The sequence below is a fragment of the Streptomyces sp. NPDC051104 genome, assembly GCF_040682835.1.
Taxonomy (GTDB): Bacteria; Actinomycetota; Actinomycetes; order Streptomycetales; family Streptomycetaceae; genus Streptomyces; species Streptomyces cynarae.
Window position 1 is genome coordinate 162,632 of the sequence record NZ_JBFBBS010000009.1, and the last position, 26,365, is coordinate 188,996.

Sequence of the window (26,365 nt, forward strand, 5' to 3'; positions counted from 1 at the left end):
TGACCGGATTGTTGGGGAGCCCTTACCGGTGCCTTCCCGGTCGTGGATCTTCGGCCCCGTACGGTTGCGGTGGTGCGGCGGCTGTCCGTCGCCGACCATTCGACCAGGTGGGAGTGTGGATGACGACCGGTCGCCGGGCCGTGCTGGCCGCCATGGCGTCCAGTGTGCTCGCCGGATGCGCGGGCCGGAAGAGCACGAGTAGCGGCGGGACGCCCACGTCCGGCCCGCCCGGTGCGCCCGCACCGAACGCCACGGCCACCCCGACGCCCGCCCCTTCGGCGACGGCACCGGCGGTGACCCGTGCCGAGATCGTGGCCCGCTACGGGCATGCCGTGCCGCACACCTGGGGCTTCGAGGCCCCGGGGGTGGTGCACGCGCTGCCGAAGGGGAAGCGTGAGATCGCGCTGACCTTCGACGCCTGCGGCGGCCCGGGCGGCAGCGGCTACGACAGGGCGCTGATCGACTTCCTGCGCAGCCGGGAGGTACCGGCGACCCTGTTCATCAACTCCCGCTGGATCGACGCCAACCTGGCCCTCTTCCGCCGGCTGGCCGCCGAACCGCTGTTCGAGATCGCCAACCACGGCACCCGGCACCGCCCGCTGTCGGTCACCGGGCGCTCCGCCTACGGCATCCCCGGTACCCGGGACGCCGGCGAGGTGTACGACGAGATCGCCGGCAACCGGGCCGAGCTCACCCGGCTGCTGGGCGCCCCGCCGCGCTTCTTCCGGTCCGGTACCGCGTACTGCGACGACGTCGCGGCACGGATCGTCAGCGACCTGGGGGAACGCTTCGCGAGTTTCTCGGTCAACGGCGACGGCGGCGCCACCTTCACCCCCGAGCAGGTGCGCACCACCGTCGGGTCCGCGCCCGGCGGCTCCATCGTCATCTGCCACATGAACCACCCCGAGGGCGGCACCGCCCCGGGCATCGCCGCCGCCGTACCGCGGCTGCTGGCGAGCGGTCACACCTTCGTCCGCCTGTCGGACGCGCTGGACTGACGGAGCGTCGGGGCCCTCCCTCAGGGCCTGGGTCACACCACGGAGGCGATCAACTGGTCGATCAGGGCGATGAGGACGTCCCGGCACGACTCGCGCTCCCGTGCGTCGCACAGCAGCACCTGGACGTGCTCGGGCAGCGCCAGGGCCTCCCGGATCTCCTCGGGCGGGTACGGGTGCTGCCCGTGGAAGCCGTTGACGGCGACGACGAAGGGGATGCCGCGGCGTTCGAAGAAGTCGATGGCGGCGAAGCTGGACTCCGGGCGGCGGACGTCGATCAGGACCACGGCGCCGAGCGCGCCGATCGCCAGGTCGTTCCACATGAACCAGAACCGCTGCTGACCGGGCGTGCCGAAGAGGTACAGCACGAGGTCCCGGCCGATCGTGATGCGGCCGAAGTCCAGGGCCACCGTGGTGGCCCGTTTCTCCTCGATGCCGACGAGGTCGTCGACGTCCAGCCCTGCGGCGGTCAGCGGTTCCTCGGTGCGCAGCGGGACGATCTCGCTGACCGACCCCACCATGGTGGTCTTGCCGACGCCGAAGCCCCCGGCGATGAGGATCTTCACCGTGTCGGGGGCCGGCGCCGGAGGGGTGGCGGTGTCAGAGCCGGCCAAGGCCGTCCCTCACTTTCTGCAGCAGTTGAAGGTCCGGAGTGCGGGAGACGGGATGCGGCGGGCGGATGGTGATCCGGCCCGCCTCCAGCAGATCGCACAGCATGATCACGACCACGCTCACCGGCAGATCGAGATGGGCGGCGAGTTCCGCCACGGCGATCGGCTCCGCGCACCGCTTCAGGATCCGCGCGTGCTCGGGCTGGAGCCGGGGCGCCCACGCGGGCGGCGGGTCCACCGCCGTCACCGTCGTGATGAGGGTGAAGTCGGCGCGGCTGGGCCGGGTCCGTCCGCCGGTCAGCGTGAACGGCCTGACCAGCCGGCCCGCCGCGTCGCCTCCGCTCACCTCACTCGCCGCTGTCGGACACGCCGACGCCCGCACGCGGTGCCGCACTCAGGTGCTCGCCGATCTTCTTCACCAGCATGTTCATCTGGTACGCCACCACACCCACGTCGGCGCCCGGGCCGGTGAGGACGGCGAGGTGGGCGCCGGGCCCGGCCTGGGTGAGGATCAGGTAGCTGTGGGCCATCTCGATGAGCGCCTGGCGCACGGGGCCGCCGCGGAAGTCCGTGCTGACGCCCTTGCTGAGGCTCATCAGGCCGGACGCGGTCGCCGCGAGTCGTTCGGCGTCGTCGCGGACGAATCCGGTGGAGTGGCTGACGACCAGTCCGTCCTCGGAGAGCACCACCGCGTGGGCGACCCCGGCGACCCGGTCCACGAGTGAGGTGAGCAACTGGTCGAGCTGGCTGTGCGTGGCGGGGGAGCGTGTCATGTCGGTGTCCTTCACGAGCGGTCGGCGAGCGGTGTGGACGTCGGTGCGGCCTCGGGTGCGTCGGCCACGGCGGGCTCCTCCTGGTCGTACTGCTCCAGGGTGCCCTCGTCACGCGCCCGGAGCGTGCCGCGCTGGAAGCCGGCGAGGGAGGAGGCGGCGCGTTCCGCGGTGAACTCGTCGAGCACGCCGTCCCCCTCGGCGGGCGCGGCCTCCTCGAGCAGCTCGGCGGCCAGACTCGTCTGCGGCACCCGGCGCGGCAGCGGGGGAAGCCCTCCCGCGCGCCCGGCTTCATCGGTGTGCACGGCGCCTTCCCTCGGGGTGGACTCCCGGCGCCGGGCGTCGGCCGCGGGAGCGGTCCCGGTGGTGCGGGCCGCCGGGCGGGCGTGCCCGGGTTTCCGTACGGGCTCGGCGTCAGGTGCCTGTGGGGACCCGGGGGACTCGCGCACCACGATGTCGTGCGGGACGAGCACGATCGCCGTGGTCCCGCCGTACGGCGACGGGCGCAGCGTCACGGCGATGCCGTGGCGGGTGGCGAGGCGGGCGATCACGAACATGCCGAGCCTGAGGTCGTCGGCGAGGGCCACCACGTCGAACTGCGGAGCCACCGCCAACTGGGCGTTGAGCTGGGCGTAGTCGTCCTCGGACATACCGAGGCCGCGGTCCTCGATCTCGATGGCGAGGCCCTTGGCGACCAGCGCGGCCCGCACCTCGACGGGGCTCGGGGCGGGCGAGTACACGGTCGCGTTGTCGATGAGTTCGGCCAGCAGGTGGATCAGGTCGGCCACCGCGGGCGGGGACAGGTACACGTCCTCGTCGGCGTGCACCTCCACCCGCTGGTACTCGGCGACCTCGCCGACGGCGCTGCGCACGATGTCGATCAGCGCCACCGGTTCGGTCCAGCTGCGCCGGGGCTGCTCACCGCTGATGATGACGAGGTTCTCCTCGTAGCGGCGCAACTGGCTCGCGGTGGAGTCCAGTTCGTACAGCCCCTTGAGGACGTCCGGGTCCTGGTGCTGCCTCTCCAGCGCGTCCAGCTTGCTGAGCTGGAGGTTCACCAGGTTCTGGCTCTGCCGGGCGATGCCGAGGATCACCTTCTGGAAACCGCGCCGGGTCTCGGCGAGTTCGACGGCGGTGTGCACGGCGGTACGCTGGGCGGTGTTGAACGCCTGGGCCACCTGGCCGAGTTCGTCGCGCCCGTAGTCGAGCGGTGGCGTCGCGGACTCCACGTCGACCTTCTCGCCCCGCTCGAGCCGGGCCACCACGTCGGGCAGCCGCTCCTCGGCCAGAGACAGCGTGGCGAGCCTGAGCCCACGCAGCCGCCGGGACAGGGAGCGGGTGATCCGCCAGGACATGCCGACGCACAGCAGGAGGGCGGCGAGCCCTCCCGCGCTCAGCGAGCCGGCCTTGAGAAGCAGGCCGTGCGCTGTGGCGGCGCTGCGGTCGAGCAGCTGCGCCGTCTGCTGCCGGATCAGCGCCGCGTACTGGTCGGCGAGCGTGTTCATCGCGGTGCTCCACCGCTGCCGGACGTCCGGCAGTGCGATCCCACGCGTGCCGGACGCCGTCCGGGCCGCGAGCACCTGGTCCTCGACGTTCTGCAGGGTCGCCCACTCGGGCGACTGCAGGATCCGCTCGGCCTGTGTCTTCATGCTCCCCTGGAGCGAGGGCACGATCTGGTCCTGGACCAGCCAGCGGCGGGCGTGGACCAGCTGCATGAGCTGGTCCCACGACGCCTCGTCCATGTGCCGCGACGGCCAGGCCAGGGCGAGCTCCGCGTCCTCCTGGGAGGCCAGCTCCGCGGCGTGCTCCAGTGCGACGAGCGGGCCGGCCTGCGAGGTGAGGTCGCCGTCGTCGACCTGGGAGAGCTCCTGGAATGCCTGGATCTGCCGGCCGATGATCGCGGTGTACTGGTCCAGCGCCTGCTGGGCGGTGATGTCCGTGGGACGGTCCACCTGGCCGCGGTAGTACTCCAGGCTGCCCACCGAGGCGACGACGGAGTACATCGGGTCCTTGATGCGGGAGGCAGCCCGTTTGATCGCGTCGGCCTGCCCGGTGAGCTGCGCCACCGCCGCGTCCGTCGCCCTGCGCTGCGCGTCCAGGGCGGCGCGGGAGCCGTGCGGGGAGGCCAGCCACGCCGCGGACATCTGCCGCTCCCGCTGAAGGGCGAGCGCCGCCTCGGTGCCCATGGCGCCGGTGGACCGGCTCAGTTCCGTCTGCGCGCGCAGCCGCAGCCCCTCCGAGAACATCTGGGTGGTGGTCACACCCCAGACGGCGGCGAGCGTGACGCTGGGGACCAGGGCCAGGAGGATCAGGGAGAGGCGTATGGAGCCGAGACGGCGCCGGATAGGTGTCGGTGTCCGTCGAGACATCGTGGTCCTAGAGCGGTCCATGGGGAACGGGGAAGGGGGACGGACGCGAGGGGTGAGCGCGTGTCCGGTGCGACACAGGGGTGCGCAGGATGTTATCCGTCCGTGTGACCTGGCGCACCGACAGGGAGCGTATCGTTTCGGCGTTTCTCGGGACCAGCGCCTGCTGGGGCACCGGGTGCCCGCTCAGCGGGTGCCGCCCGCCGCGAACTTCGCCACCGAGGTGATGTTCGCCTTGGTCACGAAGGCCGGGCCGGTGAGCACCGGGGCGGTGCCGCCGCCGCTGACGTTGCCGTTGGTCTTGTAGAGCCACAGCGAGTCCACGGCGAGGTAGCCCTGGAGGTAGGGCTGTTGGTCCACGGCGAACTGCACGTCCCCGTTCTGCACGGCCTCGACCAGGTCGGTGTTGAGGTCGAAGGTGGCGACGCGCGCCTTGCTCCCCGCCTGCTGCACCGACTTGACCGCGGCGAGCGCGAACTGCGCGCCCAGCGTGACCACTTCGTCGATGGTCGGGTCCTGCCGCAGCTGGGCGGCGACGGCGCCGGTGACGGCGTTCAGGTCGGTGCCGTCCACGTAGAGCAGGTCGCTCTGGCCGGCGAAGGCCTTCTTCACACCGGCGCAGCGCGCTTCCAGGGCGACGTTGCCGCGCTCGTGGATGACGCACAGGGCGTGCTTGGCGTGGAGGTCGTCCAGCTTGTCGCCGACGGCGCGGCCCGCGACGCTCTCGTCCTGGCCGAAGTACTCGAGCACACCCTCGGAACGCCAGGCGTCGATCCCGGAGTTGAGTCCCACGACCGGGATGCCCGCCGCCCTGGCGTCGGCGATCGCTCCCCTCATCGCGTCCGGCTTGGCCAGTGTCAGCGCGATGCCGTCGACCCGGTCCTTGACCGCGTCCCGCACCAACTCCGCCTGTCCCGCAGGGTCGGGGTCGCCCGCGTACGTCAACTCCGCGCCGTCCTTGGCCGCGGCCGCCTCGGCGCCCTTGCGGACCAGCTCCCAGAAGGCGTCGTCCTTGGCTCCGTGGGTGACCAGGGCGACCTTGAGCCGGCCGGGGCCGGACGCCTTCGCGTCGGCGTCGGATCCGGCGCCGCCGAAGCCGGAGCAGCCGGCCAGCAGCAGGCAGGCGGCGAGGGCGGCGGTCAGGGCGGTGCCGAGCGGGGTTCTGCGGGACCTGCGCGGAAGGGGAGGGGTCTTCATGGGGGTGCGGCACCTCGCTGTGCAGCCGAGCCAGAGGACGGCGGTCGTACGGGAAGAGCGGAGTGAGCCGGGGGGGTACCGGCTCGGTGGCTCGCGCTGTGCCGGAGCCAATCGCGGGTGACCGCCCGTGGTCAAGTGAGCGACCGCCGGTAGTCGGCTGTTGCTGCCGCATTGTGATGATCTCCGCGACGCCGGACCCGGACCGCGGCCCAGAGTGTCTGGACGAGTTCGCCGGTCTCGCCACCGCCCACGCCGGCCTGCCCCTGAAGGACTTCGTCCACACCCTCGCCGACCACGGCCCCAGCGACGGCCACGACGACATGGCCATCCTCGCCCTGCGCACCCCGGCCCTCTGAGGAACATCCGGAGCAGCCGCACTGCTTCGCCCGGTGACCGCATGGTGGATGGCGAGCGGCCGACGGACGATGGACTACGGGGCCGAGCCGATGGGGAGACGCCCGATGTCCGTCGCGCGGCACGAAAGGCTCCGGCGCGGTGCAGCGACCGCCCTGGAGATCTGCGTCATCGCCGCGCTGTACTACGCCTCGGGCAGGCTGGGGCTGCTCCAGCAACTGGTGCGCGGCCAGGTCACCCCGCTGTGGCCGCCGACCGGGATCGCCGTCGCCGGGCTGCTGCTCCTCGGGCCCCGGATGTGGCCTGGGATCGCACTGGGCGCGTTTGCGATCAACATCTCTCTCGGGCCGTCGATCCCCGCCGTGCTCGCGATCGTCGCCGGGAACAGGCTCGCGCCGTTGTGCTCGTACGCACTGCTTCGCCGCGCCGGGCTCCGTCCCGAGATGGACCGGCTGCGGGACGCGCCGGCACTGGTGTTCCTCGGGGCCTTCACCCGGAGGATGCCGGGAAGGCGACGAGGCCCGACCGCGAGGAGATGGGAACCGGGGACGACGAGCGCCCCCGGAACCTCCGCGGCCCCTCGGCAGCCCACGCGGCGGGACGGGACCGCTGGGGCCACCGCCCCCGCCCCTCTTGACCACCGGCCCGGTCAGTCGCCGTCGGGGATCAGGCGCAAGGAGATCGAATTGATGCAGTACCGCTGATCCGTCGGCGTCGGATACCCCTCGCCCTCGAAGACGTGCCCGAGGTGCGAGCCGCAGCGGGCGCACCGCACCTCCGTGCGGATCATCCCGTGGGAGCGGTCCTCCAGGATCTCCACCGCGTCGGTGTCCTTCGGGTCGTAGAAGGACGGCCAACCGCAGTGGGACTCGAACTTCGTGCCGGAGGTGAAGAGTTCGGCGCCGCAGGCGCGGCAGGAGTACACACCCTTGGTCTTGGTGTCCGTGTACTCACCGGTGAAGGCGGGCTCGGTGCCGGCCTGGCGCAGGACCGCGTACTCCGCCGGGGTCAGCTCCGCGCGCCACTGCTCGTCCGGTTTGTCGACGTCGTACGACATGAAGGCCAACCCCTTAACTGTGTGCGAGACGGTCCAGGATCCGCGGGCCGAGGTCCGTGACGTCGCCCGCGCCCATGGTGAGAACGAGATCACCCGGCTTCGCCATTCCCGCGACGACCGCGGGGGCCTCCGCCTTGTCGTGGACGGCCTGCACGTCCGCGCCCGCCGCCCGCGCCGCCTCGATGATCAGTTCGCTGGTCACGCCCGGGATGGGGTCCTCGCGGGCCGGGTAGATGTCGAGCACCACGGAGGCGTCCGCGAGCGCCAGCGCCTGGCCCATCTCCTTGCCCAGTTCCTGGGTGCGGGAGAACAGGTGGGGCTGGAAGACCACCAGGATGCGGGACTCGCCGACCGCCGCCCGCATCGCCTCCAGGTCCGCGGTCATCTCGGTGGGGTGGTGGGCGTAGGAGTCGACGACCTGGACGCCGGCCTGCTCGCCCTTCAGCTGCAGGCGGCGCTTCACACCCGTGTACGCGGCCAGGGCCGGGGCCAGCTCCGCCGCCGGAATGCCGAGCGCCACGCCCGCCGCCAGGGCCGCGACCGCGTTGAGCGCGTAGTGACGGCCGGGGACGGAGACCGTGAAGGTGAGCTCCTGGCCGTCGAGGAGGACCGTGACCTCGCTCTTCAGACCCTGGGGGACGACCGACAGGACCCGTACGTCGGCGTCCTCGGCCTCTCCGTACGTCACCACCGTCACGTCGCACGCCGTGACGCGCCGCGTCAGCTCGCGTGCACCTTCGTGGTCCGCCGAGATCACCAGGGTGCCGCCCTCGGCGATGCGGTCCACGAACGTCTCGAAGGACTCGTAGATCTCCTCCATCGACGCGTAGTTCGCGTGGTGGTCGAGTTCGACGTTGAGGACGATGGCGACCTCGGGGGCGTACTTGTGGAAGCTGCGGTCCGATTCGTCCGCCTCCGCCACGAAGATGTCGCCCTCGCCGTGCACGGCGTTCGAGCCGGGGGCGTCCAGGTCGCCGCCGATCGCGTACGACGGCTTCAGGCCCAGCTCGGTGAGGGACACCGCGAGCATCGACGTGGTGGTCGTCTTGCCGTGGGTGCCGGCGACCGCGATCGGGCGCAGGCCCTCCATCAGGGCCGCGAGGGCGTCGGAGCGGTGGACCACCGGGATGCCCAGCTCGGCCGCGCGGGCCAGCTCCGGGTTGTCCTCCCGGATCGCCGAGGAGACGACGACACAGCTCGCGTCGTCGGCGAGGTGCCCGGCCGCGTGCCCGATGTGCACCGTCGCGCCCAGCGCGCGCAGGGCCTCGGCGGTCGGCGAGTCCTTGGCGTCGCTGCCCGCCACCCTGGCCCCGCGCTGCGCGAGGATCTTCGCGATGCCCGACATTCCGGCGCCGCCGATGCCGATGAAGTGCGGTCGGTCCATGGCGGTGGGGAGGCCGGGTGCCATGCGTGTCTCCTGAGTGCTGGTACGGCGGACGTTCAGCGACACACCCTAGTGCGTCACGTGAGGGTCCCGGTGACGCTCACGCCTTGCTGTGCGAGAACAGCTTGAGCACCGGCACGCCCACCTTGTGCCGTGCCCTGGACGCCCAGTCGCGGTGGAAGAACTCCTCCACGTAGTGCGGGTCGGTCAGCACGATCACCTCGTCCGCGCCGACCTCGCCGACCCGGTCCTTGAGCGCGTCCAGCGGGTGGTCCTCGATGAGGCGCCCCTCCGCCTCGCTGCCCGCCGCGCGCAGCGCCGCCAGGGACACATCCAGGGCCTGCCGCCCCAGCTCGGCGGCGTCCTTGCCCTCCGGTGTCTCCCGTTCGTGCGCCGCCTCGTCCAGCTCGCCCAGGGCGATGTCGTCGATGGCCCGCAGCAGGCGGTCCGCCTGGTCGCCGCGGGGTTGCAGCAGGACGTGGAAGGAGACCGGCTCGTCACCGTGCAAAGTGGTGACGAATTCCACGTCGGCGGACGTGAGGGCCTTCTCGATCATCAGTACGCTCGTGAACACGACAGGCGCCCTTCTCCTCCATGGACCGCGGGCCTTTCCCGGTGGGCCGTCACGGCCCTTGCGGAAACCATCCTGCCCCGGCACCGGCACGGGATCCGCGAGAACTAGTGTGCCCACCGAACACTGAATGGAACGGGTGATTCCGCGCCGTCGCCGCAAATCGGGACCTTCGACCACGAAACGCCTCGTACGCTCCTGTCCCTCAGGTCCGGCGGTACCGGCTGAACAGGAACCCCTCCTCCTCCAGCAACGACGCCAGCGCGAAGCGCTTGGGCACCGTGAGCGAGGGACCTCCGGCGATCCGCTGCGCGTCGCCCGCCGTGAGCATCGGGGAGACGGTCAGGCACAGCTCGTCCAGCACCCCGGAGACGACCAGCTGGCCCAGCAGGCGTGGCCCGCCCTCGGTGAGCAGCCGGGTCATGCCGAGCTCCGCGAGGGCGCGTACGGCGCGCACCGGGTCCACGCCCATGCCGTCGCCGGCGATCACCACCCGGGCGCCCGCCTTCTCGGCCGCCGCCACCCGGTCCGGGGCCGCCGCAGCCCCGGTGAGCACCAGCGTGGGCACCAGGGGCGAGGTGAACAGGGGCCAGGAGAAGTCCAGCTCCAGGCTGGAGCTGACCACGGCGATGGCGGGCACCGGGCCCTGTCCGGCCGCCTCCCGCATCGCCGCGAAGGCCTCACGCTCGCGTGCCGGACGGTACCCCTCCTGCCGTACCGTTTCGGCGCCCACGATCACCACGTCCGCGAGCCCCCGCAGCGTGCCGAAGATCCGCATGTCGGCAGCGCTGGAGATCGGGTGGGACCGCCCTTCGTGCTGTGCGGCACCGTCCAGCGTGGAGACCATGTTGGCCCGCAGCCAGGGCTCCCGGCCGCCGGGCGGGGGCTCCGGATAGGCGTAGGCCGCGGCGAGCTCCTCCAGCGACCACTCGCGCTCGACGGAGCCGCCCACCGCGCCGGCGCCCGGCGCCTCCCCGGTGTCCGGCGCCTCCCCGGTGTCCGGGGCCGGAACACCCGGCCTGGCCGCTGTCTCGTCTGTTTCGTCGGTCACAGGGAACAGGCGTCGCATGTCGTGCAGTGTGGCACGACACGTACAGTGGGGAAGCGTGTCGTCCTCCACCGCCGCCTCCCGGACCGAACCGATAGCCGACGCGGCCCCGCTGTCGCTGTGCGCACGCGAGCCGCACGTCCCCGCCGACCGGCTCGTCGCCGAGATGGTGCCGCCGCCGCGCTTCGACTCGGTCCGCTTCTCGACATACATCCCGGACCCGAACCAGCCCAGCCAGAGCGAGGCCGTCCGTGTCCTCGAGGGCTTCGCGACCGGGCTCGGCGGGACGCAGTCCACTGGCAGGCGGGGGTTCCTCGGGTTCGGCAGGAGCAAGGCCCCCAAGACGCCCGCGGGCCCCCGCGGCGTCTACCTCGACGGCGGCTACGGCGTCGGCAAGACCCACCTGCTCGCCTCCCTGTGGCACGCCACCCCGGCCGAGCCCTCGCTCAAGGCCTTCGGCACCTTCGTGGAGCTGACGAACCTGGTCGGCGCGCTCGGCTTCCAGCAGACCGTGCAGACGCTCTCCGGCCACCGCCTGCTGTGCATCGACGAGTTCGAGTTGGACGACCCCGGTGACACCGTCCTCGTCTCCACCCTGCTCGGCAAGCTCGTCGAGGCGGGCGTGGCGCTCGCCGCCACCTCCAACACCCTGCCGGGCAAGCTCGGCGAGGGCCGCTTCGCCGCGGCCGACTTCCTGCGCGAGATCCAGGGCCTGTCCGCCCACTTCCGCACGCTGCGCATCGACGGCGAGGACTACCGCCACCGCGGGCTGCCCGAGGCGCCGGCGCCGTACACCGACGCGCAGGTGACGAAGGCGGCGTACGCCACCGCGGGCGCCTCGCTCGACGCCTTCCCGGAGCTGCTCGACCACCTCGCGCGCGTGCACCCCAGCCGGTACGGCGCGCTGACCGACGGTCTGAAGGCGGTGTGCCTGACGGACGTCCGGCCGGTGCCCGACCAGTCGACGGCCCTGCGGCTCGTCGTGCTCGCGGACCGGCTCTACGATTGCGAGGTGCCGGTGCTCGCCTCCGGGCTGCCGTTCGACCAGCTGTTCAGCGAGGAGATGCTGAAGGGCGGTTACCGCAAGAAGTACTTCCGCGCCATCTCCCGCCTCACCGCGCTCGCACGCGACGCCGCGAGCCTCGTTCAGGACCAGTAGCACCACGGCCCGTTCACGCGTAGCAGACTCAAACTGACTTGCGTCAGCGACGACTTCAGGCCACGCTCACCTCGATTTTTGGGCTTTCCTTTACCTGAAACCTGAAGTTAACCCTGCAAAGGCGGTTGCCGGGTTAACGTGTTGGCCAGACACCTTCGGCGGACGCTGGCAAGGGGAAGGAGGCGCATGGTACGCCGTGTGACGGTCCGGTTCGTGCTCACGATCCTCTCCGCCGTCCTGCTCGCCCTGCAGCTCTTCGCACCCACCGCGTCCTTCGCCGCCTCCGCGCACCAGGCCCATGTGAGGGCCGTCGAAGCCCCGGAGGCGGTCACCGTCAAGCGCGCCGACGAGACGGACGAGGTCGTCACCTGCGGCGACCACGGACATCCGGTCGGCCCCACCGGTCCGCTGCGCACTCGTGACCGGCACCGCGCGGCGGCGGACTCCGCTCCGGAGACCTCCGCTCTCGTAGCGCCGGCACGCGACGTCACGGCCGTGCGGCCACCGGCCGCCTCTCCCGCCGCGCTGCGCATATCCAGATCCTCGATCGCTCCCACCGCTGCGGCACTCCAGGTGTTCCGCTGCTGAGCCCTTCGCCCGGTGCGGGCTGACACGACCTCCCCTCACCACGCCACGTTGGCCGAGCGCGTCGACGTGGGTCGTGTCGCCGTACCCGCATCTGCCATGTTTCGTACACCGACGCGCCATTCAGGGCGCGCCAGGAGGAACTGACAATGCAGCCCCTCATCGACAACGCCCGTGCGCACGGTCAGCGCCCGGAGGACTTCGCGCGGCTGGCCGAGGGCCAGTCCCCGCAGGTGTTGTTCATCACCTGCTCCGACTCCCGGGTCGTGCCCGCGCTGATCACCGGAGCCCGGCCCGGTGAACTGTTCGAACTGCGCACCGCGGGCAACTTCGTGCCTCCGTACGCCTCCGAGCACCCCACCAGCGAGGCGGCCACCATCGAGTACGCCGTGGAGATCCTCGGCGTCCAGGACGTCGTGGTCTGCGGCCACTCCCACTGCGGAGCCGTCGGCGCGCTGGTGCGCGGCGACGACCTGACCGCCGTACCGGCCGTGCGCGACTGGCTCGCGCACGCCGCGCCCGAGCCTCGGTCGTCCGCCGCGGACGACCCGACGGTCGCGGAGGCCGTGCAGAACCACGTGCTCGCGCAGCTGCTGCGCCTGCGTTCCTACCCGTGCATCGAGCAGCGCCTGAAGTCGGGTCAGCTGCGCCTGCACGGCTGGTACTACGAGGTCCACACCGGATCGGTGCACGAACACCGCACCGACACCGACACGTTCGAGGCCCTGTGAGCGGCGCCATGACCAAGTTCCCCTTCCTCAAGCAGGACTTCGCCGCTTCCCTCGTCGTCTTCCTGGTCGCGCTCCCGCTCTGCGTGGGCGTGGCCGTCGCCTCCGGCGTCCCGGCAGAGCTCGGACTTGTCACCGGGATCGTGGGCGGCGTCATCACCGGGCTGATGCCCGGCAGCAGCCTTCAGGTGTCCGGTCCCGCCGCGGGCCTGACCGTGCTGGTCTTCGAGGCCGTCAGCGAGTTCGGGCTGCCGGCGCTCGGTGTGATCGTGCTGGCCGCCGGACTGCTCCAGCTCGCCATGGGCGCCCTGAAGCTGGGCCGGTGGTTCCGGGCGATCTCCATATCCGTCGTCGAGGGCATGCTCTGCGGCATCGGTCTGGTGATCATCGCCGGACAGGTCTACTCGGCGGCCGGCCTGAAGGCCCCGGCCTCCGGCATCGACAAGATCGTGCGCCTGCCGGGTGCTCTCGTGGACGCCCTCGGCAGCACCACGGCGCTCACCTCGCTGGCCGTCGGCGCGGGCACCATCGCCGTGGTCGTGCTGTGGAAGAAGCTGCCGAAGAAGGCGCAGGCCGTGCCGGGCGCCCTGGCGGCGGTGCTCCTGGCCACGCTCGCCTCGCTGGCCTTCTCCCTGCCCGTCGCCACGGTCGAGGTGGAGGGCCTGCTCGGCGTCATCCAGCCGCCCGGCTCCGGTGCCTTCGGCCAGCTCGCCCACCCGGCCATCTACGGCACCGTCCTGGCGTTCACGCTGATCGCCTCGGCGGAGAGCCTGTTCAGCGCCGCCGCCGTGGACCGCCTGCACGACGGCCCGCGCACCCAGTACGACAAGGAACTGATGGCCCAGGGCGCGGGCAACACGGTGTGCGGCCTGCTCGGCGCGCTGCCGATGACCGCGGTGATCGTGCGCAGCTCCGCCAACGTCCACGCGGGCGCGAAGACCAAGGCGTCGCGTGTCCTGCACGGCGCGTGGCTGCTGCTGTTCGCGGCGCTGCTGCCCTCCGCCCTGGCGCTGATCCCGCTGCCCGCCCTCGCCGGCATCCTCGTGCACGCGGGCTGGAAGCTGATCCCGTTCGGGCAGATCGCCTCGCTGTGGCGGACGCACCGGGGCGAGGCGCTGATCCTCGTGGTCACCGCCGTCGCGATCGTCGCGGTGAACATGTTCGAGGGCGTGCTGATCGGACTGGCCATGTCGATCGTCAAGACGGCCTGGGAGGCCTCGAAGGCCAAGCTCGAGGTCATCGACAAGGGCGCCGGCCCGATCCAGGCGTACCTGTCGGGCAACGCGACGTTCCTGCGGCTGCCGAAGATCCTGGACACCCTGGAGGCGCTGCCGCAGGACCGCCCGGTCGAGCTGGACCTGTCCGGGCTGCACCACCTGGACCACGCCTGCCGTACGGCCCTGGAGAACTGGGCGGAGCGGCACAGCGTGGCCGGGACGGAGCCGGTGCGGATGACGTCCGGCACGGAGCCGTTGCAGGTGGCGTCCGGCACCTGACGACGCGGGGCCGCCCGGCCCCCCGACCCCGTGGGGCCCGCCGGTGGTGCACCGGCGGGCCCTCGGTTGTGCCTCGCCTGGTGGGCTTCGACGGAACTATCGTGGCAAGTGCACACATACCGGGCCTCTCGACCAGGGGGTCGTCATGATCCAGGAGCTGGTGGGTGCCCTTGTCGGGGCTGGAGTCGCGGGACTCGTGGGCCTCGCCTCGGCGGCGCGGGTCGTCAAGCAGTACGAGCGCGGGGTGGTCTTCCGCTTCGGGCGGCTCCTCGGCGCGCCCCGGCCGCCGGGCTTCACCCTGATCGTTCCCATGATGGACCGGCTGCAGAAGGTCAACATGCAGATCGTGACGCTGCCGATCCCCGGGCAGGAGGGCATCACCCGGGACAACGTGACGGTGCGCGTGGACGCCGTCGTCTACTTCAAGGTGGTCGACCCGGCGAACGCGCTGATCCAGGTCGAGGACTACCGGTTCGCGGTGTCGCAGATGGCGCAGACCTCGCTGCGCTCGATCATCGGCAAGAGCGACCTGGACGACCTGCTCTCCAACCGGGAGAAGCTCAACCAGGGGCTGGAGCTGATGATCGACAGCCCGGCCATCGGCTGGGGCGTGCAGATCGACCGGGTCGAGATCAAGGACGTGTCCCTTCCCGACACGATGAAGCGGTCGATGGCCCGCCAGGCGGAGGCGGACCGCGAACGCCGGGCGCGCATCATCAACGCGGACGCGGAGCTCCAGGCCTCCAAGAAGCTGGCGGAGGCCGCCGGAGTGATGTCAGACCAGCCCGCCGCGCTCCAGCTGCGGCTGCTGCAGACGGTGGTGGCGGTCGCCGCCGAGAAGAACTCGACGCTGGTACTGCCGTTCCCGGTGGAGCTGCTCAGGTTCCTGGAGCGGGCGGCACAGCAGCACGAGGCGCAGCCGGCGGCATACGGTGCCCGCACCCCCTCGCCGACGGCCACCCAGGCGCCACCGGCGGTCACGGCCGGACAGGCGGCACCGGATGACTCCGCGGCCACCCGGACACCCCAGGCCGAGGCCGCTCCTCCGCCGACGGGGGAGCCCGCGCCCGACCTCCCGGAGGAGAAGACCCGCGGCCTCCCGGAGGTGAAGACCCGCGACCTCCCGGAGGAGACCACCCGCGACCTCCCGGAGGAAGCGACCCGCACACTCTCGTCCGAGAACGCGGTGACGCCTCCGTTCTAGAGCCCGGAGGCGTGCGGCCGTCCATCAAGGGTGCGCCATGGCGAAGAAGCGCGACGACTCCCCGCTGCGTGACCTGCTCCGCCTCCCCGTCGGCGAGCCCGTCGACCTGAGCTCCCACGACACGGGCGCGACGCCCGGCGCCCCCGGCGACAAGGCCGCCGGGCTCGCGGCCACCGCCCGTCTGGGCAAGGACCTGGCGGGCCTGCAGGAACGCCTCTGGGCCGCGGCGACCGCCGGGGACCGCCGCCGGATCCTGCTGGTGCTCCAGGGCATGGACACCAGCGGCAAGGGCGGCACGGTCAAGCACGTCATCGGCCTGTTCAACCCGGCGGGCTGCCGCATCCACGCGTTCAAGGCGCCGACGCCCGAGGAGCGGCGGCACGACTTCCTCTGGCGTGTGGTGAAGGCGCTCCCGCGCCCCGGCGAGATCGGCATCTTCGACCGCTCGCACTATGAGGACGTGCTGATCGCCAAGGTCCGCTCGCTGGCAGCGTACGACAAGATCGAGAGCCGCTACGACCGGATCAACGGGTTCGAGACGTCCCTCACGGACGACGGGGTGACGATCATCAAGTGCTTCCTGCACATCTCCTACGAGGAACAGCGGCGCCGCCTGCTCAAACGTCTCGACACGCCGCAAAAGCGGTGGAAGTTCGCCCCCGGCGACCTCGACGAACGGGCCCTGTGGCCGGCCTACCAGCGGGCGTACGAGACGGCCCTGACCCGTTGCGCCACCCTGGCCGCGCCCTGGTACCTGGTCCCGGCCGACCACAAGTGGTACCGCAACTGGGCCGTCAGCAGGCTCCTTTTGGAACACCTGCGCGAGCTGGATCCTCGGTACCCGGCGGCGGACTTCGACGTGGGCGAGTACCGCGAACTGCTGGCGCGGGGCGCGGTCGGGCCGCGGTCCCGGCCGGGCGGGTGACACGACGGACCACTACGACCGAGATCACCAAGTACATCCCCTTTTGATCGCAATCGCCACCTTACGTTCGTACGGTGATCCCTCTTGTGCGACGTATCGCCTGCCTTGCCGCCCTCTGTGCCCTCGGCGCCGCGCTCGCCGCCTGCGGAGCCGACGACGCTCCCCGGCGCCCCACCCTTCTCGGGCAGGACCGGCAGGCCGTAGCAGCTCCGGGTGAAGGAGTAGTGGCTGTAGGAGTGGTTGCCGTCAAGGTCTCCGAGCTGATCGAGGCCGCGGGCCGGCGCCGGTAGGGACCGCGCCAGGTGTGCCTACGCTGGGGGCATGAGCGATGACCGCGACATGACCGGCCACTGCGACACGGGCACCTCGCAACCGGGGCCGGCGCCCGAGGCGGGCGGCCCGCCCTTCGCCGAGTGCGTGCTGTGCCGCCGGCCGACGGAGTACCCGGAGTCGTACAAGGGGATCACGCTGTGCCCCGTCTGCGAATGGCAGGAGGCCCAGCGCACGGCCTGCTCCGGGTGAGCAGGCAGGCCCCCACCCGCCACCGGAATCCCCCGATCTTCCGCCTGGCAGACTGGACGCCGTGAGCAGTGACCAGACCCGCCAGGACAGCCCGTTCCGTTCCGAGCGCACCGTGCGCGACGAGGCGCCGCAGTTCGTGCTGCCGCTCGTCGTGCGCATCGAGCGCGCCGCTCCCCCGGCCCGCACGGACGCACTTCAGACGGCGGCGCGTGCCGTGCTCGCGATCCTGAGCGACGAGCGTTCGCTGGGCGAGGGCCAGTGGGCGCGGGCGATGCGGGCCTGGCAGGACGCGCGGATCCGCAAGGTGGTGCGGCGGGCGCGCGGCGCGGAGTGGCGGCGGGCCGAGGCGCTGCCGGGTATCACGGTCACCGGCAAGTCGGCGGAGGTCCGGGTCCTCCCTCCGGTCCCGCTGGACGGCTGGCCGAAGGACCTGGCCCGGCTGCAGGTCTCCGGCACGGACCTCGAGGACCCGGAGCCGCCGATGGAGGCCGACCCGACGGCGCCCGTGCTGTGGCTGAATCCGGACCTGGAGATGTCGGCGGGCAAGGCGATGGCCCAGGCGGGCCACGGCGCCCAACTGGCCTGGTGGGCCCTGCCGGAGGAGGAGCGAGCGGCCTGGCGCGACGCCGGCTTTCCCCTCGCCGTCCGCACGGCTCCCCCGTCGCGCTGGCAGGAACTCACCCAGTCGGGCCTGCCGTTGGTACGCGACGCGGGCTTCACGGAGATCGCCCCGGGCAGCTGCACGGTGGTGGCGGACCATCCGGCGCTGCGGGGCGACTGACCGCCGAGAACTGGCTGACGGCCCGCGGGCCGCACTACGAACGCCGCCCTCCGAACTCCCAGTCGTGGACCTCGATGTCGGCGTACCGGTCCGCGGTCAGCACGGCGCGTGCCGTCTCCGGGTCCGGGGCTCGGACCAGCACCGCCGCGCCCAGCCAAGCGGCGCCGTCGTCGGACAGCAGTGGCCCGTACGCGATCAGCTCGTCCCGGTCGGGCGGCAGGACGAGGTCGGCGGCCTGCCCCGAGCCGAGGCCGAGCACCAGGTACCGGTTGCCACCGGCCCGGCCGCCGGGGAAATCCCACATGGTGCGCCCCAGCAGGTTGCGCCACCGGCGCAGCAGCACGTCCCGGTACACGCCTGCCTGGTAGTTGGGCTCGTCGAATGCGAACGTGCGGGCCGCAGTGGGATCCGGCAGGTCGACGATGTGCACGCTGCCGGTGGGCGTGCCGCCGCCGACGGCGAAGGTCGGGCCGCGAGCGATCATCTCCTTCCCGTACCGGTCCATGTAGGACCAGTGCCGTTCCAGTAGCTCGTCACGTAACGCGACGGAGTCGGGCCGATCGCGGTGGTAGCAGAAGAACTCCATGACCGCGGACTCTTCCCCGACGTGGGGCAACAACGCAACTGGCTTCGGCGGCGAGGCGACCCGCAGGGCGCGAGCCAGCCGGGTGCGGCGGGCGCGGTCCGCGGGCTCCCGGTCAGGCCGCCTCGTGCGGGAGCCGCCAGTTGGCCGGGCCGGTCGCCCCGCTCGCCACCTGCACCGACACGGTCACCGGTACCGAAGCAACGGGGTCGGCCCAGCCGATCATCCAGGATGACGGCGCCGGTCGGCGGGAACCTCAAATGTTGCTCTGAACGTCCCCGGTCAGGGGTTCGGAGCCGACAGCCGGGGCCATGACTCCGTCACCGCGACAGCGGGCGGTCCACGGGTACGGGCGGGCCGGGCGAGGGAGGGGACGATGGAGCGACTGGGTACGGGCATCGGGTGGCGGCCGGAGATCGCCGACACGGTGGAGCGCATGCCGGGCCTCGACTGGGTCGAGGTCGTGGCCGAGAACGTGTGTCCCGGGCACCTCCCCGAGTCACTGCTACGGCTGCGCGAGCGCGGCGTCACCGTCGTCCCGCACGGTGTGTCCCTCGGCCTCGGCGGCGCGGACCGCCCCGACGAGGCCCGGCTGGCCGCACTCGCCGAGCGGGCCGAGGCCCTGGGCGCGCCGCTCGTCACCGAGCACATCGCGTTCGTACGGGCGGGCGGGCCGCGGACGGCGTCGCCGCTGCTGGAAGCCGGGCACCTGCTGCCTGTGCCGCGCACCCGGGACGCGCTGAAGGTCCTGTCCGAGAACGTACGGATCGCGCAGGAGGCGCTGCCCGTGCCGCTCGCCGTGGAGAACATCGCGGCGTTGATCTCCTGGCCGGACGAGGAGATGACCGAGGGGCAGTTCCTGTACGAGCTGGTGGAGCGGACCGGCGTACGGCTGCTGATCGACGTCGCCAACCTCCACACCAACCACGTCAACCGGGGCGAGGACCCGGCGAAGGCGCTCGACGAACTGCCCGTCGAGGCGATCGCGTACGTCCATGTCGCGGGCGGCTACGAGCGCGACGGCGTCTGGCACGACAGCCACGCCCACCCGGTCCCACCACCGGTCCTGGACATCCTGGCGGACCTGGCGTCCCGTACCGCGCCACCGGGCGTCCTGCTGGAACGCGACGAGAACTTCCCGGAACCGGCGGAGCTGGAGCGGGAGTTGGCCGTCATCCGGGAGACGGTCGAGAAGGCCGCGCCCGGCCCGGGGACGCGTACGCCCCGGGCAACGGCAGCGAGCGGGCGTCAGGGTGACGGCACCGAAGCGGCCCGGCAGCGGCTCGGGCTCGCTCAGGCCGCGCTGCTGTCCTGTCTCGTCGCCGGCACTCCCGTGCCCGAGGGGTTCGACCGGGTGCGGCTCGGGGTGCAGGCGCGGGCCCTCGCCGCCAAGCGGGCCGGTGTCGTGGCCAAGGTCGCGCCCGAGTTGCCCGGCATCCTCGGGGAGGGGTACCGGTCCGCCTTCCTCGGCTACGCCCAGCGGCACCCGATGACCGGCGGCTACCGGCGCGACGCCCTCGACTTCGCCGAGCACCTCCTGCTCACCGGGCGGCCGGAGGACGACGAGGCGCGGCGCCGGCTGCGCGCGTGGTGGCTGGAGCGTTCGGGCCCCACGCCACCGTCCCGGCATCCTGCCGCCCGTGTGCTCCGCGCCACGCGCCGGGTCCTGCTGCGGAACTGAAGCGCACTTCCCGCAGGGGCGCTGCCCGCCTCCGCCCGCCGCGTATCACTCCGGCGGGCGTTCCGGAGGTCGTCCGCGGGGAATGTGCCGTGGTTAACACAACAGTCGCGCCCTTCGGGGAGAGCGGTTGCTTGCCGCGATTCGTTCTGCAATGCCCGGTCTTGCGACTGCGGCATTCAGTGCGCGATGCCCGGTTTACAGCCGCTTCGTCTGGTACGGCAGTTGGCGTGTACGGCGCAGTAATATGCCAACTCGCACCCGAAGCGCACTAGCGTGCGGTGCCGCAAGCAGGAGGCACCATGAGATCCAGACCCGTCCGAGGCCGCGGCGTCCTCAGCGGCACCGGGATCCTCATCATCTTGCTCGCGGGGACCCTCGCCGCGCTGGTCTTCCCGGTCTGGTCCTACGCGGACCGCGCCGGCACCGGCGTGGACACTCTGAACGCCGAGTCCGTGTCGACCCGGTACGGTCCGCTGTCCGCACTGGACCGCGACTTCATCACCAAGGTCCGGCTGGCCGGGCTGTGGGAACTGCCCGCGGGACAGGAGGCCGAGCAGAAGGGCACCACCGAGGCCGTCCGCACCGCGGGCGAGCACCTGGTGCGGGGCCACACCTTCCTGGACGCCCGGGTCCGCGATGTCGCCGCGCGGCTCGGCCTCGCCCTGCCCAACCAGCCGAACGCCCAGCAGCGCCAGTGGCTCGACACCCTCGACGCCGCCCAGGGCGAGGAGTACGACCGCGACTTCGCCAACCTGCTCCGCCGGGCCCACGGCAAGGTCTTCACCGTCGTCGCCCAGGTCCGCGCCACGACCCGGAACTCGCTCGTGCGCGCCCTCGCCGACGACGCGAACGCGACGGTCCTGGACCACATCAAGGTCCTGGAGGCCACCGGTTACGTCGACTTCGACGCGCTGGCGCAGGACGCGGCCACCTCGAGCCCGCCCCCGCTCACCCACTCCCCCGCGCCTCCCGGGCCCACGGACGACCCCGGCACACCGGTCCCGGTGACCCCGTCGCCGACGTACACACTGCCTCCGGCCGCGTCGAGCCCACCGCCGTGACCCACCGACGGGGGCGCGGCCGGCCGCGCGCCCGTCGGAGTGCGCTCAGGCGAGCCCGGCCACCAGCTCCGCCACCGACTTCCTGCGCCCCGTGAAGAAGGGCACCTCCTCGCGGACGTGCATCCGTGCCTCCGAGCCGCGCAAGTGGCGCATGAGGTCGACTATCCGGTAGAGCTCGTCGGCCTCGAAGGCCAGGATCCACTCGTAGTCACCGAGGGAGAACGACGCGACCGTGTTGGCCCGCACGTCCGGGTAGCCGCGGGCCATCTTGCCGTGGTCCGCGAGCATGCGGCGGCGGTCCTCGTCCGGCAGCAGATACCAGTCGTAGGAACGCACGAACGGGTAGACGCTGAGGTAGTTGCGCGGCGTCTCGTCGGCGAGGAACGCCGGGATGTGCGAGCGGTTGAACTCGGCCGGGCGGTGCAGCGCCATGTTCGACCACACCGGGGCGAGCGCCCGACCCAGCTTCGTGCGGCGGAAGAGGTTGTACGCGTCCTGGAGCTGGTCGCTCGTCTCGGCGTGCCACCAGATCATGAGATCGGCGTCGGCGCGCAGGCCGGACACGTCGTACGTGCCGCGGATGGTCACGTCCTTGGCGGCGAGCTGGTCGAACAGCTCCTGGACCTCGTCGGCGTACCCGGCGCGGTCCTCGGGCAGCACGTCCTTCAGCTTGAAGACGGACCACAGCGTGTAGCGGATGACCTCGTTGAGGTCCTTGGCCAGCTTGCCCTTGTTCGGGATCCTGCCGGACTCGGTGGTGGGGGCGTCGTCACTCATGCACCTATTCTCCCGCTCCGCCGTGCAGGCTCTGCACCGGGTTGGCGGTGAGCTCCTCGACACCGCGCAGGTCACCGCCCAGCTGATCAACGGCCGCGTGCGCGCTCGCGATGCACGCCGGGATGCCGACCCCGTCGTACACCGCGCCGCACACCGCGAGCGCCGGCAGCTTCGCGACGTGCGCGCGGATGCGGGCCACGCGCGCGTGGTGACCGACCGGGTACTGGGGCAGGCCGTCGGTCCAGCGGGTGACGCGCGTCTCGATCGGGGCGGCGTCCAGGCCGGTCGCCTCGTGCAGGTCGTGCCGTGAGACGGCCACGAGCTCGGCGTCCTCGCGGCGCAGGATCTCCGTCTCGCCGTACCGCCCCACGGACGTCCTCAGGACCAGCACGTCCGGGTCCTCCTCGGCGATCCAGCCCCACTTCCGGGAGGCGAACGTCGACGCCTTGATCGTGCGTCCGTCGACGGGCGGCACGAGGAAGCCGCTGCCCTCGGGGAGGGTGACCTCGGCGCGGCGGTAGGCGAGGGTGACCAGGGCCATGGAGGCGTACTCGACGGTGCGCAGTTCGGCGGCCGCGTCCGGGGACTCGGCGGCCAGCAGCCGAGCGGCCACGGCGGCGGGCGCCGCGATCACCACCGCGTCCGCCCTCTCCGCACGGTCCCCGACGACGACCTCCCACCCCTCGGACGTGCGGCGCAGTCCGTCCGCCGCGGTCCTCAGCCGGATCTCACCGCCCCGCGAGCGCACCGACTCGGCGACCGCGAGCGGCAGTTGGCCGACGCCTCCCTCGATCCCCATGAAGACCGGTCCGGTCTGCTGCGCCGTGGCGGCCTTCGCCTGGATCTCGCGGACCGCTTCCGTCAGCGAGTCGTGCGCCTTGGCGGCCTCGAAGAGCTGCGGGACCGCCGAGCGCAGGGAGATGCGGTACGCGTCGCCCGCGTACACCCCGCCGAGGAGCGGCTCCACCAGGCGGTCGACGACCTCGCGGCCGAGGCGCGCCGCCACGTACTCCCCCACCGCCACGTCGTCGCCGATCTCCGTGCGCGGCAGCTCCGCGTCCCGCTCGATCCGGGCGAGGCCCTCGTCGGACAGGACGCCGGACAGCGCGGAAGCCGTGCCGGGGACGCCCATGACGTGCCCCTTCGGCATGGGCCGCAGGGCGCCGCGGGTCCAGATCGAGGCGGTCGCCGTGGCGGGCGGCTGGAGGCGGTCCGTGAGGCCCACCTCCCGGGCGAGCGCCACCGCCTCGGGCCGCCGGGCCAGCATCGACTCGGCCCCGAGGTCGACCCGCACGCCCGCGATCCCGCCGGGCAGCAGCTTGCCGCCGACCCGGTCGGACGCCTCCAGGACCGTGACCCGTGCGCCCCGGTCCAGCAGCCGGTGGGCGGCGGCCAGACCCGCGATCCCGCCCCCGATGACGACGACATGCCCCGCGCCCCCGCGGGCCGCCACTGCGCTCATGTCCCCAGCCTCTCAGACCCCACTGACAGCCCGGAGGGCGCCCGGTGTCCCCGCCGAGTCCCGACCGTGACCGCATCGGGACCGGATCCGGCCAACGTTCCGCGGGGGCCCGGAGTCGAAGAAGCGTCCGTCACGACGACTTCCGGGGGTTCGACCGCATGCACACTCAACGCTTCCCACGCCCGGTGCGGGTACTGGCCGCGACGCTGCTCGCCGCCGCGCTCGCGCTCGCGGGCTGCAGCGCCGACGACACCGGCGCGTCGAGCGACAGCAAGGCCGGGGCCGCCTCGGGCGCGCAGCGGCAGGGCGCCGCCGACAGCGGCACGGGCGGCGGCTCGACGGCACGCGGCAGCACGCCGAAGCTCACCGCGAACGCCATCATCCGTACGGCTTCGCTGACCGTGCAGGTCAAGGACGTGCCCAAGGCCCTCGACGAGGCGCGTACGACCGTCGAGAACGCGGGCGGGTTCGTCGGCGACGAGAGCACCACCCGCGACACCGAGGGCAACGAACGCACCCGGCTCGTGCTGCGCGTCCCCACCGAGAAGTACGACCAGGTCCTCAACGCGCTCCAGGGCGCGGGAAAGCTCATCGAGCGCACCGCCAAGGCCGAGGACGTCACCGACCAGGTCGTCGACGTCGAGAGCCGCATCAGGTCGCAGCGCGCCAGCGTGGCACGGGTGCGGGAGCTGATGGACCGGGCGACGAAGCTCAGTGACGTGGTCGCCCTGGAAGGGGAGTTGAGCTCCCGCGAGGCCGACCTCGAGGCCCTGCTCGCCCGGCAGGCGTCCCTGAAGGACCGCACCAGCCTGGCCACCATCACGCTCTCGCTGTCCGAGACCCCGGTTCAGAGGGCGGCGAAGGACGACCGGCCCGGTTTCCTGGACGCCCTGGCGGGCGGCTGGCACGTCTTCGTCACGCTCCTGCGGTGGATCGCCCTGGCGTTCGGCGCCGCCCTCCCCTTCCTGGTGCTCGCGGCCGTCGTGGTGCTGCTCTGGACCCGGGTGGTACGCCCCCGGCTGCCGCGCCGCCCGGACCCGGTGCCGGCGGCGACCGCCCTCGGCCCGCTCCCCGTGGCCCGCACGGCGCCGGAGCACGAAAACCGGGGCGAGCGGGACTGAGATGCCCCCTGCCCGTAGCGTGTTCGCATGAACATGAGCGGTACGAGCCGTCCACGGGAGCGCCTGGTCGTCATCGGCGGCGATGCGGCGGGCATGTCCGCCGCATCGCAGGCGCGCCGCCTCAAGGGCCCCGACGAACTGGAGATCGTGGCGTTCGAACGCGGCCACTTCTCCTCGTTCTCGGCGTGCGGCATCCCGTACTGGGTGGGTGGCGACGTCGCCACCAGGGACGAGCTGATCGCCCGTACGCCCGAGGAGCACCGGGCGCGCGGCATCGACCTGCGCATGCGGACGGAGGTCACGGAGATCGACGTGGCGGGCGGCCGGGTCCGCGCCCGGAACGTCGACTCCGGGGCCGAGGCGTGGACGTCGTACGACAAGCTGGTGATCGCGACCGGGGCCCGCCCGGTCCGCCCCGACCTGCCCGGCGCCGACTCGCCCGGGGTGCACGGGGTGCAGACCCTGGACGACGGCCAGGCCCTCCTGGACGCCCTCGCCGCCACGAAGGGGCGCCGGGCGGTGGTCGTCGGCGCGGGCTACATCGGCGTGGAGATGGCCGAGGCGATGATCAACCGTGGCTACGAGGTCACCGTCGTCAACCGCGGCAGCGAACCCATGACCACGCTCGACCCGGACATGGGCCGGCTGGTGCACCGGGCCATGGAGGGCCTCGGCATCACCATGGTGGACAACGCCGAGGTCACCAAGATCCTCACCGATGACGACGGCGGGGTCCGCGCGGTCGGCACGCAGGACGCCGAGTACCCGGCGGACGTGGTGGTCCTCGGGATCGGCGTACAGCCCCAGACGGCCCCGGCGCGGGACGCGGGGCTGCCGCTCGGCGACCACGGCGGGCTGCTCACCGACCTCGCGATGCGGGTGCGCGGTCACGAGAACATCTGGGCCGGCGGCGACTGCGTCGAGGTCCTCGACCTGGTCTCCGGCCGTGAGCGGCACATTCCGCTGGGCACGCACGCCAACAAGCACGGGCAGGTCATCGGCACCAATGTGGGCGGCGGCTACGCCACGTTCCCGGGCGTCGTCGGCACGGCCGTGAGCAAGGTCTGCGACCTGGAGATCGCCCGCACCGGGCTGCGCGAGAAGGACGCGCGGCGGGCCGGGCTGCGGTACGAGACGGTCACGATCGAGTCGACGAGCCGCGCGGGTTACTACCCGAACGCGGCCCTCATGACGGTCAAGATGCTCGCCGAACGCCGCACGGGCCGCCTGCTGGGCGTCCAGATCGTCGGCAGGGAGGGCGCGGCGAAACGCGTGGACATCGCGGCGGTGGCGCTGACGGCGCGGATGACGGTGGAGGAGGTGACGGCCCTGGACCTGGGCTACGCCCCGCCGTTCTCACCGGTGTGGGACCCGATCCTGGTGGCGGCCCGCAAGGCGGCAGCGGCGGTGCGGAAGAACACGGGGTGAGGCGCGCCCCCGTAGGGGCGCAGGTCGCGACCTCTTCGCGATGGGGGCCCGTCAAGCCGTCTCGTGCTGACCCATCCCGTTGATGCGCTCGATCGCCTGCCGGGCCTGCTCGGTCGGCGGCCGTGACGGCAACGAGGACACGGACGCGCTGGAGGCCACCGGGGGCGGCTGTGGCTGAGCCATCGGCTTCGCATGCGCGGCAGCGCCCCGCGAGGACCGCAGCCGGTGGCTGACCGCCTCGTCGAGGGTCACGGGCCGCTGCATCTGGGTCGCGAGCCGGGCGGCCTCCTGGCCGAGCCGCGCGACGTCCTCCCAGGGCAGCTGGATCACCAGCGCGAGCTCGGCCTCGCCGTCGGGCAGGGCGTGTATCGGAGGAGTAACTCGGTCGTTCATCGCCTGTTCCTCACGTCGTCCCCGCGACACGCTTCCCCGCACCGCGGGCGGTTGAGGAGACATACGCAGCCGCGGACCGCCGCGTTCACCGATTCCCCCGGCCGAT

General features: G+C 72.3%; 28 protein-coding genes and 1 pseudogene. 15 read left to right on the forward strand and 14 right to left on the reverse strand.

Annotation, left to right across the window (positions count from 1 at the left end; translation table 11 throughout):
* Window positions 1–119 precede the first annotated feature (119 nt).
* The gene (locus AB0N14_RS16380; protein ID WP_366026319.1) at window positions 120–998 is read left to right on the forward strand and encodes a polysaccharide deacetylase family protein; all 879 of its coding nucleotides are present in this window, start codon (window positions 120–122) and stop codon (window positions 996–998) included.
* A 32-nt stretch (window positions 999–1,030) separates the two neighbouring features.
* Here the strand turns inward: AB0N14_RS16380 and AB0N14_RS16385 are convergent, their stop codons facing one another.
* The 5 genes from AB0N14_RS16385 to AB0N14_RS16405 all read right to left on the reverse strand — a co-directional run bounded on the left by AB0N14_RS16385 (window position 1,031) and on the right by AB0N14_RS16405 (window position 5,939).
* Complete coding sequence (locus AB0N14_RS16385; protein ID WP_366026320.1) at window positions 1,031–1,609, reverse strand: ATP/GTP-binding protein; 579 nt, start codon at window positions 1,607–1,609, stop codon at window positions 1,031–1,033.
* Window positions 1,596–1,952 carry a DUF742 domain-containing protein gene (locus AB0N14_RS16390; RefSeq protein WP_200418350.1) on the reverse strand — a complete coding sequence of 119 codons (357 nt, stop codon included), beginning with the start codon at window positions 1,950–1,952 and terminating at the stop codon, window positions 1,596–1,598. Before AB0N14_RS16390 ends, AB0N14_RS16385 begins: the two co-directional genes overlap by 14 nt.
* Window position 1,953: 1 nt before the next feature.
* Window positions 1,954–2,379: a roadblock/LC7 domain-containing protein gene (locus AB0N14_RS16395; RefSeq protein WP_366026321.1), complete on the reverse strand. Its 426-nt coding sequence runs from the start codon at window positions 2,377–2,379 to the stop codon at window positions 1,954–1,956.
* An 11-nt stretch (window positions 2,380–2,390) separates the two neighbouring features.
* Window positions 2,391–4,745: a nitrate- and nitrite sensing domain-containing protein gene (locus AB0N14_RS16400; protein WP_366026322.1), complete on the reverse strand. Its 2,355-nt coding sequence runs from the start codon at window positions 4,743–4,745 to the stop codon at window positions 2,391–2,393.
* 183 nt (window positions 4,746–4,928) lie between these two features.
* Entirely contained in the window at window positions 4,929–5,939 is a 1,011-nt protein-coding gene (locus AB0N14_RS16405) for a substrate-binding domain-containing protein (protein ID WP_366026323.1), read from the reverse strand.
* A gap of 176 nt (window positions 5,940–6,115) precedes the next feature.
* On the opposite strand from AB0N14_RS16405, the gene AB0N14_RS16410 reads away from it, so the two are divergent.
* Together AB0N14_RS16410 and AB0N14_RS16415 are read left to right on the forward strand one after the other, a co-directional pair.
* Window positions 6,116–6,295 (forward strand): hypothetical protein, encoded by a 180-nt coding sequence (locus tag AB0N14_RS16410; RefSeq protein ID WP_366026423.1) that lies wholly within the window; start codon window positions 6,116–6,118, stop codon window positions 6,293–6,295.
* Between the two features lie 105 nt (window positions 6,296–6,400).
* Complete coding sequence (locus AB0N14_RS16415) at window positions 6,401–6,997, forward strand: MASE1 domain-containing protein (RefSeq protein WP_366026324.1); 597 nt, start codon at window positions 6,401–6,403, stop codon at window positions 6,995–6,997.
* Here the strand turns inward: AB0N14_RS16415 and msrB are convergent.
* From msrB to AB0N14_RS16435, 4 genes are all read right to left on the reverse strand, one after another.
* Entirely contained in the window at window positions 6,943–7,350 is a 408-nt protein-coding gene (msrB, locus tag AB0N14_RS16420; RefSeq protein WP_366026325.1) for a peptide-methionine (R)-S-oxide reductase MsrB, read from the reverse strand. The two genes, AB0N14_RS16415 and msrB, sit on opposite strands and share 55 nt — an antisense overlap.
* A 13-nt stretch (window positions 7,351–7,363) precedes the next feature.
* On the reverse strand, window positions 7,364–8,758 hold the full coding sequence (gene murC / locus AB0N14_RS16425) for a UDP-N-acetylmuramate--L-alanine ligase (RefSeq protein ID WP_366026326.1): 1,395 nt from the start codon (window positions 8,756–8,758) through the stop codon (window positions 7,364–7,366).
* 76 nt (window positions 8,759–8,834) lie between these two features.
* Entirely contained in the window at window positions 8,835–9,308 is a 474-nt protein-coding gene (locus AB0N14_RS16430; protein WP_366026327.1) for an indole-3-glycerol phosphate synthase, read from the reverse strand.
* Between the two features lie 202 nt (window positions 9,309–9,510).
* Window positions 9,511–10,374 carry a pyrimidine reductase family protein gene (locus tag AB0N14_RS16435; RefSeq protein WP_366026328.1) on the reverse strand — a complete coding sequence of 288 codons (864 nt, stop codon included), beginning with the start codon at window positions 10,372–10,374 and terminating at the stop codon, window positions 9,511–9,513.
* Window positions 10,375–10,411: 37 nt separating this feature from the next.
* Here AB0N14_RS16435 and zapE point away from each other — a divergent pair, with 37 nt between their 5' ends.
* The 6 genes from zapE to AB0N14_RS16465 all read left to right on the forward strand — a co-directional run bounded on the left by zapE (window position 10,412) and on the right by AB0N14_RS16465 (window position 16,450).
* On the forward strand, window positions 10,412–11,512 hold the full coding sequence (gene zapE, locus AB0N14_RS16440; RefSeq protein WP_366026329.1) for a cell division protein ZapE: 1,101 nt from the start codon (window positions 10,412–10,414) through the stop codon (window positions 11,510–11,512).
* A 186-nt stretch (window positions 11,513–11,698) separates the two neighbouring features.
* Window positions 11,699–12,100, forward strand: coding sequence for a hypothetical protein (locus tag AB0N14_RS16445; protein WP_366026330.1), 402 nt, complete (start codon window positions 11,699–11,701; stop codon window positions 12,098–12,100).
* Window positions 12,101–12,246: 146 nt separating this feature from the next.
* Window positions 12,247–12,828 (forward strand): carbonic anhydrase, encoded by a 582-nt coding sequence (locus AB0N14_RS16450; protein ID WP_366026331.1) that lies wholly within the window; start codon window positions 12,247–12,249, stop codon window positions 12,826–12,828.
* 8 nt (window positions 12,829–12,836) lie between these two features.
* Window positions 12,837–14,321 carry a SulP family inorganic anion transporter gene (locus AB0N14_RS16455; RefSeq protein WP_366026332.1) on the forward strand — a complete coding sequence of 495 codons (1,485 nt, stop codon included), beginning with the start codon at window positions 12,837–12,839 and terminating at the stop codon, window positions 14,319–14,321.
* Between the two features lie 145 nt (window positions 14,322–14,466).
* Complete coding sequence (locus tag AB0N14_RS16460) at window positions 14,467–15,525, forward strand: SPFH domain-containing protein (protein ID WP_366026333.1); 1,059 nt, start codon at window positions 14,467–14,469, stop codon at window positions 15,523–15,525.
* 37 nt (window positions 15,526–15,562) lie between these two features.
* A complete protein-coding gene (locus AB0N14_RS16465) occupies window positions 15,563–16,450 on the forward strand; it encodes a PPK2 family polyphosphate kinase (RefSeq protein ID WP_366026334.1) in 888 nt (295 codons plus the stop codon).
* 176 nt (window positions 16,451–16,626) lie between these two features.
* Here AB0N14_RS16465 and AB0N14_RS16470 read toward each other — a convergent pair.
* Window positions 16,627–16,728: pseudogene (locus AB0N14_RS16470) on the reverse strand (polysaccharide deacetylase); the annotation flags it as partial.
* Window positions 16,729–16,771: 43 nt separating this feature from the next.
* On the opposite strand from AB0N14_RS16470, the gene AB0N14_RS16475 reads away from it, so the two are divergent.
* The gene (locus tag AB0N14_RS16475; RefSeq protein WP_366026335.1) at window positions 16,772–16,972 is read left to right on the forward strand and encodes a hypothetical protein; all 201 of its coding nucleotides are present in this window, start codon (window positions 16,772–16,774) and stop codon (window positions 16,970–16,972) included.
* Window positions 16,973–17,033: 61 nt separating this feature from the next.
* Complete coding sequence (locus AB0N14_RS16480) at window positions 17,034–17,753, forward strand: aminoacyl-tRNA hydrolase (RefSeq protein WP_366026336.1); 720 nt, start codon at window positions 17,034–17,036, stop codon at window positions 17,751–17,753.
* Between the two features lie 34 nt (window positions 17,754–17,787).
* Here the strand turns inward: AB0N14_RS16480 and AB0N14_RS16485 are convergent, their stop codons facing one another.
* Window positions 17,788–18,339 carry a YciI family protein gene (locus AB0N14_RS16485; protein ID WP_366026337.1) on the reverse strand — a complete coding sequence of 184 codons (552 nt, stop codon included), beginning with the start codon at window positions 18,337–18,339 and terminating at the stop codon, window positions 17,788–17,790.
* A gap of 373 nt (window positions 18,340–18,712) precedes the next feature.
* Between AB0N14_RS16485 and AB0N14_RS16490 the strand changes: the two genes are divergently transcribed.
* Window positions 18,713–20,017 carry a DUF692 domain-containing protein gene (locus AB0N14_RS16490; RefSeq protein ID WP_366026338.1) on the forward strand — a complete coding sequence of 435 codons (1,305 nt, stop codon included), beginning with the start codon at window positions 18,713–18,715 and terminating at the stop codon, window positions 20,015–20,017.
* 299 nt (window positions 20,018–20,316) lie between these two features.
* Window positions 20,317–21,078, forward strand: a complete 762-nt coding sequence (locus AB0N14_RS16495; protein WP_366026339.1) for a DUF4142 domain-containing protein — start codon at window positions 20,317–20,319, stop codon at window positions 21,076–21,078.
* A 45-nt stretch (window positions 21,079–21,123) separates the two neighbouring features.
* Here the strand turns inward: AB0N14_RS16495 and hemQ are convergent, their stop codons facing one another.
* Window positions 21,124–21,855: a hydrogen peroxide-dependent heme synthase gene (gene hemQ / locus AB0N14_RS16500; protein WP_366026340.1), complete on the reverse strand. Its 732-nt coding sequence runs from the start codon at window positions 21,853–21,855 to the stop codon at window positions 21,124–21,126.
* 4 nt (window positions 21,856–21,859) lie between these two features.
* A complete protein-coding gene (gene hemG / locus AB0N14_RS16505; RefSeq protein ID WP_366026341.1) occupies window positions 21,860–23,317 on the reverse strand; it encodes a protoporphyrinogen oxidase in 1,458 nt (485 codons plus the stop codon).
* Between the two features lie 158 nt (window positions 23,318–23,475).
* On the opposite strand from hemG, the gene AB0N14_RS16510 reads away from it, so the two are divergent.
* Complete coding sequence (locus AB0N14_RS16510) at window positions 23,476–24,438, forward strand: DUF4349 domain-containing protein (RefSeq protein ID WP_366026342.1); 963 nt, start codon at window positions 23,476–23,478, stop codon at window positions 24,436–24,438.
* A 27-nt stretch (window positions 24,439–24,465) separates the two neighbouring features.
* On the forward strand, window positions 24,466–25,866 hold the full coding sequence (locus AB0N14_RS16515; protein ID WP_366026343.1) for an FAD-dependent oxidoreductase: 1,401 nt from the start codon (window positions 24,466–24,468) through the stop codon (window positions 25,864–25,866).
* Between the two features lie 51 nt (window positions 25,867–25,917).
* On the opposite strand, the gene AB0N14_RS16520 is transcribed toward AB0N14_RS16515, so the two are convergent.
* Window positions 25,918–26,259 (reverse strand): hypothetical protein, encoded by a 342-nt coding sequence (locus tag AB0N14_RS16520; RefSeq protein WP_366026344.1) that lies wholly within the window; start codon window positions 26,257–26,259, stop codon window positions 25,918–25,920.
* Window positions 26,260–26,365: the final 106 nt, after the last annotated feature.

What these genes read in the sequence shown, in the direction of transcription:
- AB0N14_RS16520 (WP_366026344.1), bottom strand. Translation starts at nt 26,259, where the DNA reads ATGAACGACCGAGTTACTCCTCCGATACACGCCCTGCCCGACGGCGAG.
- AB0N14_RS16495 (WP_366026339.1), top strand. Translation starts at nt 20,317, where the DNA reads ATGAGATCCAGACCCGTCCGAGGCCGCGGCGTCCTCAGCGGCACCGGG.
- AB0N14_RS16450 (WP_366026331.1), top strand. Translation starts at nt 12,247, where the DNA reads ATGCAGCCCCTCATCGACAACGCCCGTGCGCACGGTCAGCGCCCGGAG.
- AB0N14_RS16405 (WP_366026323.1), bottom strand. Translation starts at nt 5,939, where the DNA reads ATGAAGACCCCTCCCCTTCCGCGCAGGTCCCGCAGAACCCCGCTCGGC.
- AB0N14_RS16485 (WP_366026337.1), bottom strand. Translation starts at nt 18,339, where the DNA reads ATGGAGTTCTTCTGCTACCACCGCGATCGGCCCGACTCCGTCGCGTTA.
- AB0N14_RS16380 (WP_366026319.1), top strand. Translation starts at nt 120, where the DNA reads ATGACGACCGGTCGCCGGGCCGTGCTGGCCGCCATGGCGTCCAGTGTG.
- AB0N14_RS16465 (WP_366026334.1), top strand. Translation starts at nt 15,563, where the DNA reads ATGGCGAAGAAGCGCGACGACTCCCCGCTGCGTGACCTGCTCCGCCTC.
- murC (WP_366026326.1), bottom strand. Translation starts at nt 8,758, where the DNA reads ATGGCACCCGGCCTCCCCACCGCCATGGACCGACCGCACTTCATCGGC.
- AB0N14_RS16515 (WP_366026343.1), top strand. Translation starts at nt 24,466, where the DNA reads ATGAACATGAGCGGTACGAGCCGTCCACGGGAGCGCCTGGTCGTCATC.
- AB0N14_RS16415 (WP_366026324.1), top strand. Translation starts at nt 6,401, where the DNA reads ATGTCCGTCGCGCGGCACGAAAGGCTCCGGCGCGGTGCAGCGACCGCC.
- AB0N14_RS16400 (WP_366026322.1), bottom strand. Translation starts at nt 4,745, where the DNA reads ATGTCTCGACGGACACCGACACCTATCCGGCGCCGTCTCGGCTCCATA.
- AB0N14_RS16475 (WP_366026335.1), top strand. Translation starts at nt 16,772, where the DNA reads ATGAGCGATGACCGCGACATGACCGGCCACTGCGACACGGGCACCTCG.
- AB0N14_RS16410 (WP_366026423.1), top strand. Translation starts at nt 6,116, where the DNA reads ATGATCTCCGCGACGCCGGACCCGGACCGCGGCCCAGAGTGTCTGGAC.
- hemG (WP_366026341.1), bottom strand. Translation starts at nt 23,317, where the DNA reads ATGAGCGCAGTGGCGGCCCGCGGGGGCGCGGGGCATGTCGTCGTCATC.
- AB0N14_RS16445 (WP_366026330.1), top strand. Translation starts at nt 11,699, where the DNA reads ATGGTACGCCGTGTGACGGTCCGGTTCGTGCTCACGATCCTCTCCGCC.
- AB0N14_RS16395 (WP_366026321.1), bottom strand. Translation starts at nt 2,379, where the DNA reads ATGACACGCTCCCCCGCCACGCACAGCCAGCTCGACCAGTTGCTCACC.
- AB0N14_RS16435 (WP_366026328.1), bottom strand. Translation starts at nt 10,374, where the DNA reads ATGCGACGCCTGTTCCCTGTGACCGACGAAACAGACGAGACAGCGGCC.
- AB0N14_RS16455 (WP_366026332.1), top strand. Translation starts at nt 12,837, where the DNA reads ATGACCAAGTTCCCCTTCCTCAAGCAGGACTTCGCCGCTTCCCTCGTC.
- hemQ (WP_366026340.1), bottom strand. Translation starts at nt 21,855, where the DNA reads ATGAGTGACGACGCCCCCACCACCGAGTCCGGCAGGATCCCGAACAAG.
- AB0N14_RS16460 (WP_366026333.1), top strand. Translation starts at nt 14,467, where the DNA reads ATGATCCAGGAGCTGGTGGGTGCCCTTGTCGGGGCTGGAGTCGCGGGA.
- AB0N14_RS16490 (WP_366026338.1), top strand. Translation starts at nt 18,713, where the DNA reads ATGGAGCGACTGGGTACGGGCATCGGGTGGCGGCCGGAGATCGCCGAC.
- msrB (WP_366026325.1), bottom strand. Translation starts at nt 7,350, where the DNA reads ATGTCGTACGACGTCGACAAACCGGACGAGCAGTGGCGCGCGGAGCTG.
- AB0N14_RS16510 (WP_366026342.1), top strand. Translation starts at nt 23,476, where the DNA reads ATGCACACTCAACGCTTCCCACGCCCGGTGCGGGTACTGGCCGCGACG.